The organism is Pseudomonas sp. BC42, from assembly GCF_021560055.1.
Lineage (GTDB): Bacteria > Pseudomonadota > Gammaproteobacteria > Pseudomonadales > Pseudomonadaceae > Aquipseudomonas.
On record NZ_CP091067.1, the window covers coordinates 5686536 to 5706928 of the forward strand.

At 63.4% G+C, this 20393-nt stretch carries 18 protein-coding genes; 11 read left to right on the plus strand and 7 right to left on the minus strand.

The genetic code is table 11. The features are described 5' to 3' along the window. Positions 1-120: 120 nt before the first annotated feature. The 3 genes from L1O02_RS25700 (at position 121) to L1O02_RS25710 (ending at position 2954) form a co-directional block, all read left to right on the plus strand. Positions 121-1074 (plus strand): ornithine cyclodeaminase family protein, encoded by a 954-nt coding sequence (locus L1O02_RS25700; RefSeq protein ID WP_235758931.1) that lies wholly within the window; start codon positions 121-123, stop codon positions 1072-1074. 34 nt (positions 1075-1108) lie between these two features. Continuing rightward, on the plus strand, positions 1109-2236 hold the full coding sequence (locus L1O02_RS25705) for an FAD-binding oxidoreductase (protein WP_108544384.1): 1128 nt from the start codon (positions 1109-1111) through the stop codon (positions 2234-2236). Positions 2237-2324: 88 nt separating this feature from the next. Then, complete coding sequence (locus L1O02_RS25710) at positions 2325-2954, plus strand: transcriptional regulator (protein ID WP_060837645.1); 630 nt, start codon at positions 2325-2327, stop codon at positions 2952-2954. Positions 2955-3048: 94 nt separating this feature from the next. Here L1O02_RS25710 and L1O02_RS25715 read toward each other — a convergent pair whose 3' ends face one another. From L1O02_RS25715 to moaC, 4 genes are all read right to left on the minus strand, one after another. Next, positions 3049-3825 (minus strand): ABC transporter substrate-binding protein, encoded by a 777-nt coding sequence (locus L1O02_RS25715; RefSeq protein ID WP_129405415.1) that lies wholly within the window; start codon positions 3823-3825, stop codon positions 3049-3051. A gap of 218 nt (positions 3826-4043) precedes the next feature. After that, on the minus strand, positions 4044-4496 hold the full coding sequence (gene moaE, locus L1O02_RS25720) for a molybdopterin synthase catalytic subunit MoaE (RefSeq protein WP_060842541.1): 453 nt from the start codon (positions 4494-4496) through the stop codon (positions 4044-4046). A gap of 1 nt (position 4497) precedes the next feature. Then, on the minus strand, positions 4498-4740 hold the full coding sequence (locus L1O02_RS25725; protein ID WP_235758933.1) for a MoaD/ThiS family protein: 243 nt from the start codon (positions 4738-4740) through the stop codon (positions 4498-4500). Further along, the gene (moaC, locus tag L1O02_RS25730) at positions 4737-5210 is read right to left on the minus strand and encodes a cyclic pyranopterin monophosphate synthase MoaC (protein WP_060837641.1); all 474 of its coding nucleotides are present in this window, start codon (positions 5208-5210) and stop codon (positions 4737-4739) included. The genes L1O02_RS25725 and moaC overlap by 4 nt, the downstream gene beginning before the upstream one ends. 179 nt (positions 5211-5389) lie before the next feature. Between moaC and L1O02_RS25735 the strand changes: the two genes are divergently transcribed. After that, positions 5390-5836 (plus strand): DMT family transporter, encoded by a 447-nt coding sequence (locus L1O02_RS25735; protein WP_047301890.1) that lies wholly within the window; start codon positions 5390-5392, stop codon positions 5834-5836. A 9-nt stretch (positions 5837-5845) separates the two neighbouring features. Here L1O02_RS25735 and L1O02_RS25740 read toward each other — a convergent pair whose 3' ends face one another. The 3 genes from L1O02_RS25740 to L1O02_RS25750 form a co-directional block, all read right to left on the minus strand. After that, positions 5846-6763 carry a LysR family transcriptional regulator gene (locus L1O02_RS25740; RefSeq protein WP_235758935.1) on the minus strand — a complete coding sequence of 306 codons (918 nt, stop codon included), beginning with the start codon at positions 6761-6763 and terminating at the stop codon, positions 5846-5848. A gap of 114 nt (positions 6764-6877) precedes the next feature. Beyond that, entirely contained in the window at positions 6878-8272 is a 1395-nt protein-coding gene (locus tag L1O02_RS25745; protein WP_060837639.1) for a PhoH family protein, read from the minus strand. 345 nt (positions 8273-8617) lie between these two features. After that, complete coding sequence (locus tag L1O02_RS25750; RefSeq protein WP_060837638.1) at positions 8618-9742, minus strand: polysaccharide deacetylase family protein; 1125 nt, start codon at positions 9740-9742, stop codon at positions 8618-8620. Positions 9743-9953: 211 nt separating this feature from the next. On the opposite strand from L1O02_RS25750, the gene yaaA reads away from it, so the two are divergent. The 7 genes from yaaA (at position 9954) to algG (ending at position 20391) form a co-directional block, all read left to right on the plus strand. Further along, on the plus strand, positions 9954-10733 hold the full coding sequence (gene yaaA / locus L1O02_RS25755) for a peroxide stress protein YaaA (protein ID WP_060837637.1): 780 nt from the start codon (positions 9954-9956) through the stop codon (positions 10731-10733). 813 nt (positions 10734-11546) lie between these two features. Next, positions 11547-12863, plus strand: coding sequence for a nucleotide sugar dehydrogenase (locus L1O02_RS25760; RefSeq protein ID WP_060837636.1), 1317 nt, complete (start codon positions 11547-11549; stop codon positions 12861-12863). A 91-nt stretch (positions 12864-12954) separates the two neighbouring features. After that, positions 12955-14439, plus strand: a complete 1485-nt coding sequence (gene alg8 / locus L1O02_RS25765) for a mannuronan synthase (protein ID WP_173655927.1) — start codon at positions 12955-12957, stop codon at positions 14437-14439. A 35-nt stretch (positions 14440-14474) separates the two neighbouring features. Further along, a complete protein-coding gene (locus tag L1O02_RS25770) occupies positions 14475-15644 on the plus strand; it encodes an alginate biosynthesis protein Alg44 (RefSeq protein WP_060837634.1) in 1170 nt (389 codons plus the stop codon). Positions 15645-15653: 9 nt separating this feature from the next. Continuing rightward, entirely contained in the window at positions 15654-17159 is a 1506-nt protein-coding gene (gene algK, locus L1O02_RS25775) for an alginate biosynthesis TPR repeat lipoprotein AlgK (RefSeq protein ID WP_235758937.1), read from the plus strand. 161 nt (positions 17160-17320) lie between these two features. Next, entirely contained in the window at positions 17321-18775 is a 1455-nt protein-coding gene (locus L1O02_RS25780) for an alginate export family protein (protein ID WP_235760268.1), read from the plus strand. Between the two features lie 26 nt (positions 18776-18801). Next, a complete protein-coding gene (algG, locus tag L1O02_RS25785) occupies positions 18802-20391 on the plus strand; it encodes a mannuronan 5-epimerase AlgG (RefSeq protein WP_235758939.1) in 1590 nt (529 codons plus the stop codon). Positions 20392-20393: the final 2 nt, after the last annotated feature.

Here is a 20393-nt window from a genome sequence, read left to right on the forward strand (position 1 = left end):
TCACGGGCGCACCCAAAAAACGCAGCCATTACCGGCTGCGTTTTTTTTCGCCTGGATATTGCCCGCAAAAACTAAAAGTCCATAATGGACAAATTAGTTTAATTTGATGGGAGCCCTTGCATGTCCAGCACGCCCTACCTGATGGCCCGACCCGAAGCCCGCCAGTGGCTCGGGCAAATCGACGTACCGCAGATTTTGCGCAAACTGTTCCGCGACCTGGCCGCCGGACTCGCCGTGCAACCGGCGCAGCAGCTGGTGGAGTTTCCCCAGGGCGCCGGCGACTTCATCAACTACCTGGGGGTGCTGGCTGAAGATCGGGTGTACGGGGTCAAGACTTCGCCCTACATCGTCCGCGCCGAAGGCCCGCTGGTCACCGCCTGGACCCTGCTGATGTCCATGGACAGCGGCCAGCCGCTGCTGCTGTGCGACGCCGCCGAACTGACCACCGCACGCACCGCCGCCACCACGGCGGTCGCCGTCGAGGCACTGGCCACGCCCGAGGCCCGGCACCTGACGATCATCGGCAGCGGCGCGGTGGCCCAGGCTCACCTGCACTACGTGAAAGACCTGCGCCCCTGGCAGAGCATCCGCCTCTTTTCCCCAAGCCTTGCGAGCAAATCCGCCGAGGAGCTTGCGCGTCTCAAGGCCCTCGATCCGCGCCTGCAAATCGCCCCGCAGCTTGAAGAGGCTGTCGAAGATGCCGACGTGATCATGCTTTGCACTTCCTCCGCCGGGCCGGTGATCGATCCGCGCCGCCTCGGCAAGCCGGCGCTGATCACCTCCATCAGCACCAACGCGCCACGGGCCCATGAAGTGCCGCCCGCGGCCCTGCCAGAGCTGCAGGTCTACTGCGACTACCGGCGCACCACCCCGGGCTCGGCCGGCGAGATGCTGATCGCCGGCGAACAGCACGGCTGGGACAGCGCGGCGATCCTCGGCGACCTGCCGGAGCTGCTCAGCGGCCAGGCCCGGCGCCCCAATGCCGAGCGCCACGTGTTCTTCCGCTCCATCGGCCTGGGCCTGGAAGACATCGCCCTGGCCAATGCCCTGTACCACTTGCAACGCCAGCCCTAAGCCCCCGTCACCTGCATCTTTTCCGGAGTTATCAATGACCCAGGCAGACTTCATCATCATCGGCGGCGGTATCGCCGGGGCCTCCACCGGTTACTGGCTGTCGCGCCACGGCCGGGTCATCGTGCTGGAACGCGAGTCGCACCCGGCCTACCACTCCACCGGCCGCTCCGCCGCGCTCTACACCGCTGCCTATGGCACTGCCCAGGTGCGTGCTCTGACCCTGGCCAGCCGGGACTTTTTCGACCACCCGCCAGAGGGTTTCTGCGAACACCCACTGCTGACGCCACGGGGCGAAATGACCGTGGACTTCACCGGCGATCCGGCCGAACTGAACAACCAGTACCTGAGCGCCAAGGCCACGGTGCCGCAGATGCAACTGCTCAGTGCTGACGAAGCCTGCGCCCGCCTGCCAATCCTGCGCCGCGAAAAGGTCCACGGGGCCCTCTACGACCCCACTGCCAGCGACATCGACACCGACGCCCTGCACCAGGGCTACCTGCGGGGCATTCGCCGCCATCAGGGCCAGGTCCATACCGACCATGAAGTGCTGGGGTTGCGCCGTGATGAACAAGGGCTGTGGCAGGTCCAAACCAGCGGCCAGACCTTCAGCGCCCCCCTGCTGATCAACGCCGCCGGCGCCTGGGCCGACCAGATCGGCGCCATGGCCGGCGCGCGCTGCCTGGGCCTGCAACCCAAGCGCCGCGCGGCGTTTATTTTCGCCGGCCCGGAAGGGCTCGATATTCACCAGTGGCCGATGCTGGTCAGCCTGGACGAATCCTTCTACATGAAGCCCGACGCCGGCATGTTCCTCGGCTCGCCGGCCAACGCCGACCCGGTCGAGCCCCACGATGTGCAGCCCGAGGAACTGGACATTGCCCTGGGCATCTACCAGATCGAAGAAGCCACCACCCTGAGCATCCGACGTCCAACCCGGACCTGGGCCGGCCTGCGCAGCTTTGTCAGCGACGGCGACCTGCTGGCCGGTTTCGATCCACAGGTGCCCGGGCTGTTCTGGGTTGCCGGGCAAGGCGGCTACGGCATCCAGACCTCCCCGGCCATGGGCCAGGCCAGCGCCGCCCTGGTGCGGGGCCAGCCGCTGCCGGAACAGCTGACCCGCTTCGGCCTCACGCCCGCCATGCTGTCCCCTGCCCGCCTCGGCTGAAGGCCCTCAAGATGACGCGCCCGAACGATTGCGGCACACTCCCAGCGCCCGCCAACGGCGGGCGCCGATGCCGCCTGGAGTACGACCCATGACCTCACCCGCAAAGGACCCTGCCCTGGACAACTTCCGGGCGATTGCCGATGCCATTGCCACGCTGTTCTTCCCTCACGCCGAGGTGGTGCTCCACGACCTGCGCACGCAGAAGATCGACTACATCGCCAACAACCTGTCCAAGCGCGAAGTGGGCGACGATGCGGCCCTGGAAGACCTGCTCAGTGGCGACAGCGAGGAGCGCAATATCGGCCCCTATGAAAAGCTCAACTGGGACGGGCAGAAGATCCGCAGCCTCAGCAGCGTGCTGCGCGACAGCCACGGCCAGCCAATGGCCGTGCTGTGCATCAACCTGAACATCTCGCTGCTGGAAAACGCCAAGGCGGCGCTGGACCTGTTCCTCTCGCCGAGCAAACTGATTCCCCAGCCCGACTCGCTGTTTCGCGACGACTGGCAGGAACGCATCAACACCTTCCTGCACAACTGGCTGCGCGAACGCCAGCTGGGGCTGAACCTGCTGACCCGCGACCACAAGCGCGAGCTGGTGCTGGCGCTGCACGCCGAGGGCGCCTTCAAGGGCAAGAGCGCCTCCAACTACGTGGCCAACGTGCTGAACATGGGCCGGGCCACGGTGTACAAGCACCTGAAGGAATTGAAGGGACAGTAAAGGTTCGCGAGCAAGCCCGCTCCTACACGCAATTGCACAACACCTGTAGGAGCGAGCTCGCTCGCGAAGGCGTCCTCAAGAACACCGCAATGTCTCAATCCCCATAAATATCTGACTTGAAGTACTTGGCCTGGATCTTCTGATATTCGCCCTTGGCGCGAATCTCATCGATGGCCTTGTTCAACTCGCCCACCAGTTCACTGTTGCCCTTGCGCACCGCGATCCCCGCGCCCTCGCCGACGTACTTCGGATCCTTCAACTCGGGCCCGACAAAGGCGTAGTCGGCGCCGCGAGGCATCGACAGGAAATCGTCCAGGGGAATGGTGTCGGCGAAGATCGCGTCCAGGCGCCCGGCCGCCAGGTCCATGTAGATCTCTTCGTTGTTGCTGTAGCGCACCACCTTGATGCCCTTGGGCTCGAAGACCTCGGTGGCGAAACGATCGGTGGTGGTGGAACGCTGCACGCCCACGGTCTTGCCCTTGAGGCTGGCGTACTGGTCATCCACCACCGCGCCCTTCTTCATCACCAGGCGCGACGAGGTGAAGTAGTACTTGTGGGTGAAATCCACCGATTTACGGCGTTCCGCGGTGATGGTCATGGAGGACAGCGCGGCGTCGATCTTCTTCACCTTCAACGAGGGAATCAGGCCGTCGAACTCGCCCTCGATCCACTCGCACTTGACCTGCATCTGCGCGCACAGGGCATTGCCGATGTCGTAGTCAAAACCGCCGATCTTGCCGTCGGCGGTCTTGAAGGCGAACGGCGGATAAGCCGCCTCGATGCCCAGGCGCAGGGTTTTCTCGGCAGCCATCAGGCTGCTGCACGCCAACAGGCTCAAGGCCAGGCCACTGATGAGGGGGAATTTTTTCATGTTCGTTCTCTCGCGGGTTGTTGTTAGTTTGGCAAGACAGAAGGAAGGGGTGAAACGGGAGACGCTGTATTTGTACTTGTAATTCCATACTGGACTTTTACGTACATATCGTCAACGGCGCGCGCAGCGACTTATCCCCAGCGGTCGGCGGGAACAGTCGCAGTCGATTGCAAGCAGGATTGCGGCGGGATCCGGCCCCGCCGCCAGGCATCAGGGGATCAGTCTTTCCAACGCTCGGCCGCAGCGTGATCACTGTCGCGGCCTTCCACCCAGCGCGGGCCGTCGGCGGTGTTTTCCTTTTTCCAGAACGGCGCGCGAGTCTTCAGATAATCCATGACAAAGGCACAGGCATCGAAGGCCGCCTGGCGATGGGCACTGGCCGCGCCGACGAAGACAATCGGCTCGCCCGGTTCCAGGGCGCCGACGCGGTGCAGCACCTGCAATTGCAACAGCGGCCAGCGCTGCTCGGCTTCGGCCGCAATCTTGCCCAGGGCCTTTTCGGTCATGCCCGGGTAATGCTCCAGGAACATGCCGTGCACGTCCTGGCCGTCATTGAAATCGCGCACGTAGCCGACAAAACTGACCACCGCGCCCACCCCGGTATTGGCGGCGTGCATGGCATTGACTTCGGCGCCGGGATCGAAGGCCGCGGCTTGCACACGGATCGCCATCTCAGCCTCCGGTCACGGTGGGAAAGAACGCCACTTCATCGCCGTCCGCCACGGGTTCGTCCAACTGGCACAGCTCCTCGTTACGGGCGCACATCAAGTTCTGTTCGGCGAGCACGGCGGCCCCGTCACGGGACAGCAGCGCCTGGCGCACATCGTCGACACAGGCAAAGTCACCCTCAACAAGCACACCATCGAGCTTCAGGGCCTCACGGTAGCGGGCAAAGAACTTCACCGAGATCTTCATGCGTCAGCCACCCGGTAATGGCCGCTCTTGCCGCCGGTCTTCTCCAGCACCCGCACGCCTTCGATGATCATGCCGCGGTCCACAGCCTTGCACATGTCATAGATCGTCAGCGCGGCGACGCTGGCGGCGGTCAACGCCTCCATCTCCACCCCGGTCTGCCCCGACAGCTTGCAACGGGCCACGATGTGTACGCTGTCTTCGCCCTCGGCACTGAGCTCGACCTTGACGCTGGTCAGCATCAGCGGATGGCACAGGGGGATCAGCTCGCTGGTCTTCTTCGCTGCCTGAATCCCGGCGATGCGCGCCACGGCAAATACATCGCCCTTGGGGTGACCGCCACTGACGATCATCTGCAGGGTTTGCGGGAGCATGCGCACCCGGGCTTCGGCCGCCGCCTCGCGAAAAGTCACGGCCTTGTCGGTGACGTCGACCATATTGGCGCGCCCCTGGGAATCGAGATGAGTCAGCACGGCGTTACTCCTGATCAGGTGGGCCGATTGTAAACCTGCGGGTCAATTTTTCGCACGGGGCATCTGCCTGCGCCAAACGGCAATCAGCCCGACGAATAGGGCGCATCAGAACAACGAATTGGAGCCCGGCGCTGGATAACCGTACAACAGCGCCAACATCCAAAAAAGGAAGTCGCTTCATGGCCTTGTTCGTTTCGATCCTGCTCAGTCTGCTCGCCGGTTTCGCCGTGCCCCTCCAGGCCGGGACCAACGCCCGCCTGGGCACCCTGCTGGGGCATCCACTGTGGGCCACCGGTGTTTCGCTGCTGGTCAGCCTGCTGGTGCTGGGGGTCCTGCTGCTGTTCATCAAGGTGCCCAAGCCCAATCTCATGGCCGCCCTGCAAGGTCCCTGGTGGATCTGGATGGGCGGCCTGGCCGGGGTGCTGTACATCACCGTCGCGCTGTTGATGGCGCCGCGCCTGGGGGCGCTGAACTTCATCATGGTGGTGATCATCGGCCAGTTGCTGATCTCGCTGATCATCGACTACTTCGGGCTGGTGGGCCTGCCACGCAAGGACATCAGCCTGCAGAAGCTGATCGGCGTGCTGGTGGTGATCGGCGGCTTCGTCATCACCACCCGTGGCTGAGCTGTCGCCTCAGTCCTTGGCTGCGCTGGCCAGCCTGACCTGCTCGCGCAACCAGCGATGCGCCAGGTCATCACTGAAACGCGAATGCCAGATCTGCACGAACTTGAAGGGCGCAATGTTCAGCGGCGGGGCCAAGCGCAGCAGTCCCTGCTGCAGCGGGATCTCGTCCAGGGTGCGGCTGGCCACGGTGAGGATCAGGTCGGTGCCACGGATCATGTTCGGCGCGGCCCCCCAATGGGGCACGCTGACCGCAATCTGGCGCTGCAGGCCTTCGTCGGCCAGGCGCTGATCGACCTCACCGTTGAAGCAACCGTCCATCGACACCTGCAAATGGGGACGCGCCAGGTAGGTGTTCAAGTCCAGGCTTTGCTCCGCGCCCAAGGTGCTGCCATCCACCAGGCAAGAGAAGGTCTCTTCAAACAGCACCTCCTTGGCGATCTCTGCGCCGAGGCTGGGAAACACTCCCAGGGCCAGGTCGATCTGGCCCTGGGCAATCTGCTCGGACATCTCGTGGCGGCTGCCCTGGGTCACCACCAGGCGCATCAACGGCGCCTCACCGCGCAAGCGCACCAGCAGCCGGGGAAGGACGATGGCCGCCGCGTAATCCGACATCGCCAAATGAAAGATCCGCTGGGAGGTGGCCGGGTCGAAGTCCAGGGATTTGCCGAGCAAGGTCTCGATCTGGCTGAGAACCTCCTTGAGGGGCGCCTGCAGGCTACGGGCCAGCGGGCTGAGCAGCACCTCGTTGCCCTGGCGGATCAGCAGCGGATCATCCAGCAGCACCCGCAGCTTGCCCAGGGAATGGCTGATGGCCGGCTGGCTCAGGTGCAGGCGCTCGCCGGTGCGGGTCACATGCTTTTCCGTCAGCAAGGCATCGAGGATTACCAACAGATTCAGGTCGATATTGCGCAGGGAAACGCGGGTCATCCGGTGTTTTCCAACTGGGGAACGCTCGGCGGCGGGAGCGCAGGATAACCCGGGGCCGGGGCCTGGATGCAAAACGGGCGACCCGAAGGCCGCCCGTGCTGGAAGGCATTGCCGTTACAGATGGCTCTCCGCGTACTCCGCCAGGATCGAGCGCGGCACCCCTTGCAGGGTGATGTGCACGCCGTTGGGGAAGTCCTTGAAGCGTTCGGTGAGGTAGGTCAGGCCCGAGCTGGTGGCCGACAGGTAAGGGGTATCGATCTGTGCCAGGTTGCCCAGGCACACCACTTTGGAACCGGCGCCGGCACGGGTGATGATGGTTTTCATCTGGTGCGGGGTGAGGTTCTGGCATTCGTCGATCAGGATCAGGCTCTGCTGGAAGCTGCGACCGCGGATGTAGTTCAGGGATTTGAACTGCAACGGCACCTTGCTGAGGATGTAGTCGACGCTGCCGTGGGTGTTCTCGTCATCCATGTGCAGGGCTTCGAGGTTGTCGGTGATGGCGCCCAGCCAGGGCTCCATTTTCTCCGCCTCGGTGCCCGGCAGGAAGCCGATCTCCTGGTCCAGCCCCTGCACGCTGCGGGTGGCGATGATGCGCCGGTAGCGCTTGCTGACCATGGTCTGCTCGATGGCCGCGGCCAGGGCCAGGATGGTCTTGCCGGAACCGGCGGCGCCGGACAGGTTGACCAGGTGGATGTCCGGGTCGAGCAGCGCGTACAGCGCCAGGCCCTGATAGATGTCACGCGGTTTCAGGCCCCAGGCTTCCTGGTGCAACAGGGGTTCCTGATGCAGGTCGAGGATCAGCAGCACATCGGCGCGGATCTCCTTGATCCAGCCGACAAAGCCCTGCTCGTCGATGATGAATTCGTTGATATGCACCGCCGGCAGGTTGTCGATCAACTGCACCTGGTGCCAGGTACGGCCGTGATCCTGACGGGTTTCCACCTTGCTTACGCGGTCCCAGAACGAGCCGCTCATGTTGTGGAAACCATTGGGCAGCAGGGACACGTCGTCCACCAGCTGGTCGGTGCTGTAGTCCTCGGCGGCGATCCCGCAGGCCCGCGCCTTGAGGCGCATGTTGATGTCTTTGGTCACCAGCACCACGGGCAGGTCCTTGTTGCGCGCGTGCAGGTCGATCAACTGGTTGATGATGATGTTGTCGTTGAGGTTCTCCGGCAACAGGCTGTTGGGCTCGTTGCGCTTGCTCATGAGGATCGACAGCAAGCCCTTGGGCCCGCTCTTGCCACGCTGGATCGGCACGCCCAGCTCGACATCCTCGGGCGAAGCCTCGCCCAGGGTCTTGTCGATCAGGCGGATCGCCTGGCGGCATTCCGCGGCAACGCTATGGTGTCCGCTCTTGAGCTTGTCCAGCTCTTCGAGGACGGTCATGGGAATGGCGACGTGGTGTTCTTCGAAATTCAGTAAGGCGTTGGGATCGTGAATCAATACATTGGTATCGAGTACATAAAGGATTGGCTGGTTGGAAGAAGAGCTACGTCCGTGGTCATCCATACTCGGTCACCTTATGTGGGAGCCAGTCGACGCAATACCATGGGGTATCGCGCCTCGAATGACCACCGAATTCACCCGCAGGGGGGTCAGGTGAGCTGCACACGAGGAGTCTTGGAAGACGCCACCTGTGTCGCAGGTTTCGGCGGTCTGAGTTCGTAATACTCCAAAAACCGTGACAGGAAAACGCACTTTGACGCTTTTTTGATGTTTATTTTTCAGAGTGACGAAAAGCCCTTGGCGCACTGCCCGCTCACCGTTAAAGTCGGAAGTCCGCCTGCCTCGAAACCCCGCTGAAATCCGCCCCCTTTTGCGCCCACGCCCCGTGTTTCCGGGCACTTGGCCGTTTCAGCGGAACGCGTCCTGACAATCCTCCCAGCCAATGCCGCTCTGCGCGGTCTGCGCCAGCAACCAGGGCAGGCTGGTCTTGACCCCGTCCTGCTTGGCATTGAAGGCAATCACCCCGCGCCGCCACAACAGCATCAGGGTCAGCACCCGCTGGCCACTGTCCTCGGCCTTGAGCTTGCCGGCGCCATCCTGGGCGTCGATGTCCCACAACGCCACCTGCATGCCCTGGGCATTGAAGAAACCCTCGGCGTCGGCGCGGCGCTGGCCAAGGGGCGGGCGGAACAGCGGCACGTAGTTTTCCGGCAGCTTGCTCTTCACCAGGTCGGCGCTGCGCTGGATCGAGTACTGCCAGTCCTGCCAGTGGCTGTGGGAGCGGAACTCCCAGCCCTGGACCCCGACGCACTGCCGGGAATACAGCGACTGCAGGCTGGCCACCGAAGCCTTGTCGAGGCGGTTCTGGATGTCGTTGCCGAGGACGAAGAACGTCCCGCTGAGGTTGGCCTTGCGCAGGTAGTTGGTGAGCCAGGGCGTATTGTCCGGCGCCAGGTTGGCGGCGCTGTCGAAGGTCAGCAGAAACAGCCGGTCATTGAGTTCGTCGCCATTGCGCTCGTAATCGCCGAAACGCAGCACCTCGCTGCTGGTCTGCGGTGACAGCGCCGCCTTGCGCAGCAACTCATCCAGGTACTGCTCGTGAAAGCTGCGACTGGGTTCGCCCCAGCGGGCGTAATAGGAATCCTCGCCGAGCTGGAACTTGCCGGCCTGCTTGCGCAACTGCTGCATGTTTTCCACCAGGAAACAGAACGAAGCGTCCTGATCGCAGCTTTGCTGGGCGAAGTCGTAGTTCTCCAGCAGGCGCGCCCACAGATGCTCGCGCAGCTCGTTGATCGCCCCCATGTTGATCATGCGCAAGCCCAGACGCTGCTTGAGCGAGGCCTCGTCCCAGGCCTCGCTGACCAGCAGGGCACGGGCGAAAGTGAGGATCTCGGCCCGCGAGGCGACGTCGAACAGGGTCGGATTGTCGAGCTTTTCCGGCCAGGTGCTGCGATCCAGGGTCGCCGGATCATTGGGCGCCGCCAGCACGCTGACACTCAGTAGCCAGGCCGAGAAGAGAAACGCGATACGCAAAAGGGATGCCTCCAGAACAAAACCCGCGCGGCACTATAGCCGATCTGGGCCAGGAATCAGGGCCCCTTCGCCGGCAAGCCGGCTCCTACAGGGCTATGTAGGAGCCGGCTTGCCGGCGAACCGCGATCAGCGGTCATGGCTATCGCCATCATAGGTGGAGTCCCGGCGCCCGAGCCCCTAGAATCCCCCGACGCTTAAAGGAGACGACCCCATGCTGATGGTGATTTCACCCGCCAAGACCCTCGATTACGAAACACCGCCGGTCACCCAGCGCTTTACCCAGCCGCAATACCTCGACCACTCCCAGGAACTGATCCAGCAACTGCGGGAACTGAGCCCGGCGCAGATCAGCGAACTGATGCACGTGTCCGACAAGATCGGCGGGCTCAACGCCGCGCGTTTCGGCAGCTGGACCCCGGCCTTCACCCCGGACAACGCCAAGCAGGCGCTGCTGGCGTTCAAGGGCGACGTCTACACCGGGCTCAATGCCGAATCCTTGAGCGAAGCGGACTTCGACTACGCCCAGCAGCACCTGCGCATGCTCTCCGGCCTCTACGGCCTGCTGCGCCCCCTGGACCTGATGCAGCCCTACCGCCTGGAAATGGGCACCAAGCTGGCCAACGCCCGGGGCAAGGACCTGTACGCCTTCTGGGGCACCCGCATCAGTGAATGGCTGAACGAGGCCCTGGCCGATCAGGGCGACGACCTGCTGCTGAACCTGGCCTCCAACGAGTACTTCTCGGCGGTCAAGCGCACCGCCCTGAACGCGCGGATCATCAACACCGAGTTCAAGGACCTGAAGAACGGCCAGTACAAGATCATCAGCTTCTATGCCAAGAAGGCCCGGGGCCTGATGAGCCGTTTCGTCATCCAGGAACGCATCAACGACCCCGCCCAGCTCAAGCAATTCGACGTCCAGGGCTACCGCTTCAGCGCGGAGCAATCCAAAGCCGACAACCTGGTGTTCCTGCGCGACCACGCACCGGAATAAAGCGTTCCCCTGCCGCGCTCGTTACCACCTGGCGAGCGCGCCAGAATGTGATCACCCGCACATTCCCCGCCTTCAATAAGCCATTTTTTTGGCGCGACAGAACTTTCCGCGTTTTGCATAACTTTTATTTCACTCGACAGCGCTGAATTTTTTCAGTAGTGGCACCACTTTTTTTATTCGGTAGTGGCACAAAACTATCTACGCAGTTCAACTCCCCACAACTAAAGGCCCAAACCTTAAGTGCTATCAGTTTGAAAGCAGTGCCATCTTTCTCAATATTTCAAGAAATTTCGCAAAACAGGATGAGCGGGCCGGAACTATGCCCGCGGACACCGCTCATACCACCGGTAACGATTCTCAACGAGCTTGTAAGAGATGACTTACACGGACTCAGCTGAAACTAATCAAGTTGCGTCCCCCTTTGACCAATGAGTCACAAACTTGAACTAAAGGGTAAACAACAGGAGATAAGGCAGCACAACTATCCCCTAACGAGCCAAGGAACAGCTGGCCTTCAAGGACCGCGAGAACCAACTGAAAAGCCCGTATTACGTGGCCTTCAGCCATCCCAAGGATAGCGGATGGTTTTTCTCGCGAACCCTGCAGCAGGAGCCGCCGGCAACATTCAAGGGCAAATCAGAACAACAAGGATCGGTTGCGCACAACTTGAGTGCACTTATTTAGACACTCGGAACTTAGTCTGCCTGCACGCGGCCCTACAACGTACTTCGTTGTACTTCCGAGTGCGCAACAACAGCTGGCAAACATTAACTCCGGCCATCTAATGGCGTGAATAACACAGAGGTAAATGCGATGCGCATCAGCATATTTGGTTTGGGTTACGTCGGTGCAGTCTGTGCCGGTTGCCTGTCCGCACGGGGCCACGAAGTGGTTGGCGTAGATATTTCGAAAGAGAAGATCGACCTGATCAACGCCGGTAAATCGCCGATCGTTGAACCGGGTCTGGGTGAACTTCTGGCGCAAGGTATCCAGACCGCTCGTCTGCGCGGCACCACCAACTTCGCCGAAGCCATCCGCGATACCGACCTGTCGATGATCTGCGTCGGCACCCCGAGCAAGAAGAACGGCGACCTGGAACTGGACTACATCGAATCGGTGTGCCGCGAGATCGGTTTCGTCCTGCGCGACAAGGCCACCCGCCACACCATCGTGGTGCGCAGCACGGTGCTGCCGGGCACGGTGAAGAACGTGGTGATCCCGATTCTCGAAGACTGCTCGGGCAAGAAGGCCGGGGTGGATTTCGGCGTCGCGGTGAACCCGGAGTTCCTGCGTGAAAGCACCGCGATCAAGGACTACGACTTCCCGCCCATGACCGTGATCGGCCAGTTCGACCAGGCCTCCGGCGATGTGCTGCAAGCGCTGTACGAAGAACTCGACGCACCGATCATCCGCAAGGACATCGAAGTCGCCGAGATGATCAAGTACACCTGCAACGTCTGGCACGCGACCAAGGTCACCTTCGCCAACGAGATCGGCAACATCGCCAAGGCGGTGGGCGTCGACGGCCGCGAAGTGATGGACGTGGTCTGCCAGGACAAGACCCTCAACCTGTCCCAGTACTACATGCGCCCGGGCTTCGCCTTCGGTGGCTCCTGCCTGCCCAAGGACGTGCGCGCCCTGACCTACCGTGCCAGCTCCCTGGACATCGAGGCGCCGCTGCTCAACTCGCTGATGCGCAGCAACGAATCCCAGGTGCAGAACGCCTTCGACATCGTCTCCAGCCACGACAAGCGCAAGGTCGCCCTGCTCGGCCTGAGCTTCAAGGCCGGCACCGACGACCTGCGCGAGAGCCCGCTGGTGGAGCTGGCGGAAATGCTCATCGGCAAGGGCTTCGACCTGAGCATCTACGACAGCAACGTTGAGTACGCACGGGTCCACGGCGCCAACAAGGACTACATCGAGTCGAAGATCCCCCACGTCTCGTCCCTGCTCAACTCGGACTTCGACGCGGTGATCGGCAACTCCGACCTGATCATCCTCGGCAACCGCGACGAGAAGTTCCGCGCCCTGGCCGAACACGTGCCTGACGGCAAGCAGGTCATCGACCTGGTGGGCTTCATGGCCAAGGCCACCAGCAGCAAGGGCCGTACCGAAGGCATCTGCTGGTAAAGCAGCGGCAAGCTTCAAGCTTCAAGCCGTAAGCAAGAGCTCCACGCTTGGAACTTGCGGCTTGGAGCTTGCAACTGATTTTAGGATGCAGATTATGCACAGGCTAAAGCACGGCCTGCTTCAGGCCGCCGGTTGGCTGTTTTACTCGAGTTTGCTGATGGGCATGGCCTTGCTCCTGCCCGCCTCGACCTTCGACTCGCAATCCAAGGACTTCATTTTCCTGATTGGCGCCGTGGGCATCTGGCGCTACTCCATGGGCGCCACGCACTTCGTGCGCGGCATGCTGTTTCTCTACGTGGTCTACCCGCACCTGCGGCGCAAGGTGCGCAAGCTCGGCAGCGCGGCCGACCCGTCCCACGTATTCCTGATGGTCACCAGCTTTCGCATCGACGCGCTGACCACCGCCCAGGTCTACGGCTCGGTGATCCGCGAAGCCATCGACTGCGGCTTCCCCACCACCGTGGTCTGCTCGATCGTGGAGATGTCCGACGAGCTGCTGGTGAAAAGCCTGTGGGCACGGATGAACCCGCCGGAGCGGGTCAAGCTGGACTTCGTGCGCATCCCCGGCACCGGCAAGCGTGACGGCCTGGCCTTCGGTTTCCGCGCCATCTCCCGCCACCTGCCGGACAGCCGGGCCGTGGTGGCGGTGATCGACGGCGACACCGTGCTCGGCGAAGGCGTGGTGCGCAAGACCGTGCCCTGGTTCCAGCTGTTCGGCAATGTCGGCGGCCTGACCACCAACGAATTCTGCGAAGTGCGCGGCGGCTACGTCATGAGCGAATGGCACAAGCTGCGCTTCGCCCAGCGCCACATCAACATGTGCTCCATGGCCCTGTCCAAGCGCGTGCTGACCATGACCGGGCGCATGTCGGTGTTCCGCGCCAGCGTGGTCACCGACCCGGACTTCATCGCCGACGTCGAAAGCGACTCCCTGCAACACTGGCGCCTGGGCCGCTTCAAATTCCTCACCGGCGACGACAAGTCCAGCTGGTACAGCCTGATGCGCCTGGGCTACGACACCTTCTACGTGCCCGACGCGGCGATCAACACCGTGGAACACCCGCCGGAAAAGAGCTTCATCAAGGCCAGCCGCAAGCTGATGTTCCGCTGGTACGGCAACAACCTGCGGCAGAACGCCCGGGCCCTGGGCCTGGGGATCAAGCGCCTGGGACTGTTCACCAGCGTGGTGCTGTTCGACCAGCGCGTGTCGATGTGGACCTCGCTGCTGGGCCTGACCGTGGCCATCATCGCCAGCGTCAAGTACGGCACCGCCTTCCTCCTGGCCTACCTGCTGTGGATCGGCATCACCCGGCTGATCCTGACCCTGCTGCTGTCCTGCTCGGGGCACCACATCGGCCCGGCCTACCCCTTGATTCTCTATTACAACCAGATCGTCGGCGCGCTGGTGAAGATCTACGTGTTCTTCCGCCTCGACCAGCAATCCTGGACCCGCCAGGACACCAAACTGACCCGTGATCTCGCCAGCTTTCAACGTTGGTTCAACACCTGGTCGTCTCGAACCATGACCTTCTCCGCCGGCAGCGTATTCGTCGCCGTGCTGCTGCTGATGGTCTGACCCGACTTGCCTGAATTAACTAGGAAATCGACTCTATGAACACCGCCGTGAACGTCAACGTAGTGCATGAATCCGAAGCCCAACGCCAGCACGCCCGGGTCAAGATCCCGGCCAAGCTGCGCTTCTTCGGCAACGAGGCCAAGCCGCTGGAAGTGCGGGTCCACGATCTCTCCGCCGGCGGCCTGAGCTTCAACGCCGGGCAACAGATGCTGACCGTGGGTGCCGTGCACAAGGGCCGCCTGCAATTTGTCATCGACAACCTCGGCCTGGCCATGGATGTGGAGCTGCAGATCCGCTCCTTCGATCGCCAGAGCGGCCGCGTCGGTTGCCAGTTCCAGAACCTGGAGCCCCAGGACATCTCCACCCTGCGCCACCTGATCACCTCGCACCTGGCCGGCGACATCGTCAGCATGGGCGACGTGCTCGCCACCCTGCAGCGCGACAACTTCACCAAGGCGCGCAAGGTCAAGGACAGCGGCAGCGGCATGAGCGCCATGGGCCGCCTGCGGGCCGTGACCTTCAGCGCCGGGATCTTCGTGGTGGGCTTGGCCGCCTTCGGCTTCGTGCTCAAGTCGGTGTACGGCATGTACTTCGTCAGCCACGCCCAGGCCGGCCTGGTCAGCGTCCCGGGGATGAACGTCACCATGCCCCGCGATGGCACCGTGCAAAGCCTGGTGCAGATCGATGGCGCCGTGGCCAAGGGCGCGCCCCTGGCCAGCTTCAGCACCAGCATGCTCGACGTGCTCAAGGGCCACCTGGACGAAAACCAGCTGCAACCGGCCAAGGTCGAGGAACTGTTCGGCAAGCAGATGACCGGCACCCTGACCTCCCCCTGCGACTGCACCGTGGCCCAGCAACGGGTGGCCGACGGTCAGTACGCGAGCAAGGGCGACGTGATCTTCCAACTGGTGCCCCGCAACAGCCAGGCCAACGTCGAGGCACGCTTCTCCTATCGCCAGTTCGGCGACGTGCGCCCGGGCACCCAGGTCAACTTCCAGATCGCCGGCGAGGATGAAATGCGCACCGGCACCATCGTCAGCAGCACCAGCCTCAACAGCGATGACCTGTCCTCCGACATCCGCGTGCAGATCAAGCCCGACGCGCCTCTGAGCAGCGCCTTCGCCGGTCGCCCGGTGGAAGTCAGCAGCGACCGCGGCCCGTCGATGAACTGGCTGATCGACAAAGCCATGGCCGCGGGTCTCTGAGCGGAGGACATGCCTGTGACTAGCCTTTTCATTGGCGAGTGCTGCGCACTCGATCGCGAGCAAGCTCGCTCCCACCAGAGCACCGCCACCCCCCGTAGGAGCGAGCTTGCTCGCGAAAGCGTCCCAGGCCGTCGCCATCTGGCCCTGTGCTCCCTGGCGCTGGCCGTGAGCCTGGCCGGTTGCGCCGGCCTGCCGGACCAGCGCCTGGCCAACGAAGCCCTGAAGCGCGGCGACACCGCCCTGGCCCAGCAGAACTACCGGCAACTGGCGGACCTGGGCTACAGCGAGGCGCAAGTGGGCCTGGCCGACATCCAGGTGGAAAGCCGCGACCCGGCGCAGATCAAGCAGGCCGAGGCCACCTATCGCGCCGCAGCCGATGTGTCGCCCCGGGCCCAGGCGCGCCTGGGCCGCCTGTTGGTGGCCAAGCCCGGTTCCACCGAGGCCGAGCAGCACGAAGCCGAAGGCCTGTTGAAAAAAGCCTTTGCCAACGGTGAAGGCAACACCCTGATTCCCCTGGCGATGCTGTACCTGCAATACCCCCACAGCTTCCCCAACGTCGACGCCCAGCGGCAGATCAGCCAATGGCGCAGCGCCGGTTACCCGGAAGCCGGCCTGGCCCAGGTGCTGCTGTACCGCACCCAAGGCACCTACGACCAGCACCTGGCCGAGGTGGAAAGCATCTGCAAGGCCGCGCTCAACAGCACCGACATCTGCTACGTGGAACTGGCCACCGTTTATCAAAAACGCGGTCAGCCGGAGCAACAGGCCGAGCTGCTCAAGCAGCTGCAGGCCGGCTACAGCCGTGGCACGGTCAGCGCCCAGCGCGTCGACAGCGTGGCCCGGGTGCTGGGCGATGCCAGCCTCGGCAAGCCGGATGAAAAAACCGCCCAGGCCCTGCTGGAACAGGTCGCTCCGGGTTACCCGGCGTCCTGGGTCAGCCTGGCCCAACTGCTCTACGACTTCCCCGAACTGGGTGACGTCGACCAGATGATGCAGTACCTGGACAACGGCCGCGCCGCCGACCAGCCCCGCGCCGAACTGCTGCTGGGCAAGCTCTACTACGAAGGCAAATGGGTGCCGGCCGACGCCAAGGTCGCCGAAGCACACTTCCAGAAAGCCGTGGGCCGCGAAGTGGCTGCCGACTATTACCTCGGCCAGATCTACCGCCGTGGCTACCTGGGCCAGGTCTACCCACAAAAGGCCCTGGACCACCTGCTGACCGCCGCGCGCAACGGCCAGAACAGCGCCGACTTCGCCATTGCCCAGTTGTTCTCCCAGGGCCGCGGCACCCAGCCCAACCCAGTCAACGCCTACGTCTTCAGCCAACTGGCGAAGGTCCAGGACACACCGCAGGCCAACGAACTGGCGCAACAACTGGAAAGCCAATTGCCGCCTGCACAGCGCGCCGAAGCCCAACGCCTGCTGCAACAAGAGCAGGCCGTGCGTGGGGCCTTGAGCCAGAACGCGCTGCAACTGCACGCCCTGCAAGAAGAAGACGGCGAGGAAACCCTATGACGCTCCCCCCACTCAATCCAACTCCTGTAGCCGCTGCCGCAGGCTGCCATCGAGCGCAAAGCGCTCGCCACTCCAGCCCCCGCCAATCGCGGCCGCTGCGCGACCGGGCGCAGCCTGCGGCAGCGGCTACAGGCAAGCGTTTCAGCCTGTCGAAGCTGGGCATGGCCCTGGGCTTTGCCATGCTCTGGTCCAACCCGACCCTGGCCGCCCTCACCGACACCAGGAACTTCGGCCTGGAAGTGAAGATCACCGGCCAGTCCGAGGACGACCGCGACCTGGGCACCCAGCGCGGTGGCGACGTCAACGGCGTCGGCCTCGACCTGCGGCCCTGGGTCTACGGCGAAAGCGGTGCCTGGAGCGCCTACGCCATGGGCCAGGCGGTGACCGCCAGCGACGTGATCGAAACCGACACCCTGCAACAGTCCAGCGACGACGCCAGCCAGCAATCGAGCAACGACGACCGCAAGACCAAGAAGAGCTACCTGGCGATGCGCGAGTTCTGGATCGGCTACAGCGGCTTCACCGCCTACCCCGGCGAGCAGTTGAAGTTCGGTCGCCAGCGCCTGCGCAACGACGACGGGCAATGGCGCGACACCAACATCGAGGCGCTGAACTGGACCTTCGACACCACCCTGCTGCGGGCCAACGTCGGCGTTGCCGAGCGCTTCAGCGAATACCGCACCGACCTCAAGGAACTGGCGCCCAAGGACAAGGACCGCCTGCACCTGTACGCCGATGCCGCCTATCAGTGGACGCCCAGCCAATGGGTGGGCATCCGCGCCCACCACACCCATGACGACGGCAAGCTCGACTATGCCCAGCCCGGCGTGGCCAGCGACCCGCTGGACAAGAAGCAGAACGGCGACCTGACCTGGCTAGGCCTGGAAGCCAACAGCGACGCCTTTAACTGGCGCAACACCAATACCGTCAACTACTGGGCCAGCCTCACCGGCATGCGCGGCGACCGCGACAGGGTCAACCCGCTGAACGCCGACGGCAGCCGCCCGACCCAGGCCAAACGCGGCGACAACCTCGACGGCTGGGCCACCGACCTGGGCGTGCGCCTGCGCCTGGACCCGAACTGGCAAATCGGCGCCGCCTATGCCCGGGCCAGCGGCGACTACGAGCAGAACGGCCTGCAAAGCAACCGCTCCAACTACACCGGCACCCGCTCCCGGGTGCACCGCTTCGGCGAAGCCTTCCGTGGCGAAATGAACAACACCCAGAGCGCCACCCTGTTCGGCTCCTGGATGCTCAACGATGAATACGACGCCAGCCTGATCTACCACAAGTTCTGGCGCGTGGACGGCAACAAGCCGGTGGGCAGCAACGGCATCAACGCCGTGGACAACGACTATGACGGCAACGGCAACCTGCTCTCCAGCACCGCGCTGCCCCTGCAGGACGGCAAGAAAGACTTGGGGCAGGAAATGGACCTGGTGGTCACCAAGTACTTCAAGCAAGGCCTGTTGCCGGCGGCCCTGAGCCAGTCCATCGATGAGCCGTCGGCCCTGGTGCGTTTTCGTGGCGGCGTGTTCAAGCCCGGCGACGCCTATGGCAAAGACGTCGACTCGTACATGCACCGCGCCTTTATCGACGTGATCTGGCGCTTCTGATGCGAACCGCGAAGGGAGTGCCCGAAATGAACTGCTACCCCATGAACAGCCCCGCTGCGAAAGGCGCCATCAGCCTGTTGGCGGGCGCTCTGTTGCTGGCCAGCAGCTCGGCGTTCGCCAGTGTCGAGCCGGCCAAGGCGCCGATCATCGCCAAGGGCCTGCAGCAGGCCAAGACCTACACCGTCAGCAGCGCGCCCACCGAGCCCCTGGCCCTGGCCAAGCCGACCCTGCCGGACCTGTCCGGCTACACCGCCGAAGCCGTCGCGGCGAAGATCGTGCGCAGCAAGCCGGGCAAGATCAGCGTGCGCCGGATGATGCAGGAAGACGCCCTGAAAGACTTCATCGGCGGCGACAACAAGATGGCCGAATGGGTGGTGCGCCAGCACGGCATCCCCCAGGGGATCTTCATCGACGACGGTTACATCAACCTCAAGCAACTGGTGGGCAAGCTGCCCAAGCAGTACATCAGCGAGACGGCGCCCGGGGTCTACCTGGCCCGCGTGCCGATCGTCGTCGGCCGCCACGGCATCCTCGACATCGACAAGCAGACCCAGGAGCTGCGCCTGTCCCAGGAGGGCGGCGCGTTCCTGGTCAACGACGGCCAGCTGTTCGTGCGTGACACCAAAGTCACCGGCTGGCGCGAGCAGGACAACGGCCCGGCGAGCTTCCGTTCGCCCAAGGAATTCCGCCCGTTCCTGCTGGCCTGGGGCGGCACCGAGACCTACATCGTCAACAGCACGATGGCCAGCTTCGGCTACGCCAATTCCAAGTCCTACGGGGTGAGCATTTCCCAGTACACGCCGAACATGGCCAAGGTGCTCAAGCGCCCCGAGCCCACCGGCTGGATCATCGGCTCGACCTTCTCCGACATGTGGTACGGCTTCTACTGCTACGAAACCCGGGACTTCGTGCTCAAGGGCAACACCTACAAGGACAACATCGTCTACGGCATCGACCCCCACGACCGCTCCCACGGCCTGATCATTGCCGACAACACCGTCCACGGCACCAAGAAGAAGCACGGCATCATCATTTCCCGGGAAGTGAACGACAGCTTCATCTTCAACAACCGCAGCTACGACAACCACCTCTCGGGGCTGGTGATCGACCGTAACAGCGTCAACAACCTGATCGCCTACAACGAGATCTACCGCAACCACAGCGACGGCATCACCCTCTACGAGAGTGCCGACAACCTGATCTACGCCAACAAGGTGATCAGCAACCGCCGCCACGGCATCCGCATTCGCAACAGCGTGAACATCCGCCTGTACGAAAACATCGCCATGGCCAACGGCCTGACCGGGGTCTACGGCCACATCAAGGACCTGTCCGACACCGACCGCGACATCAAGCTCGACCCGTTCGACGCCCAGGTGTCGCTGATCGTGGTCGGCGGCGAGCTGGCGGCCAACGGCAGCGGGCCGATGTCCATCGACTCGCCCCTGAGCGTGGAGCTGTACCGGGTGTCGATGCTGGCGCCGACCAAAAGCAGCGGCATCAGCTTCTCCGGGGTCCTGGGCGAGCGCCAGGACGAAATTCTCGACCTGCTGGTGCGCCAGCAGAAGGCCGTGCTGATCGACCCCGTCGAACGCCAGACCGAAATGCGCGATTGAGG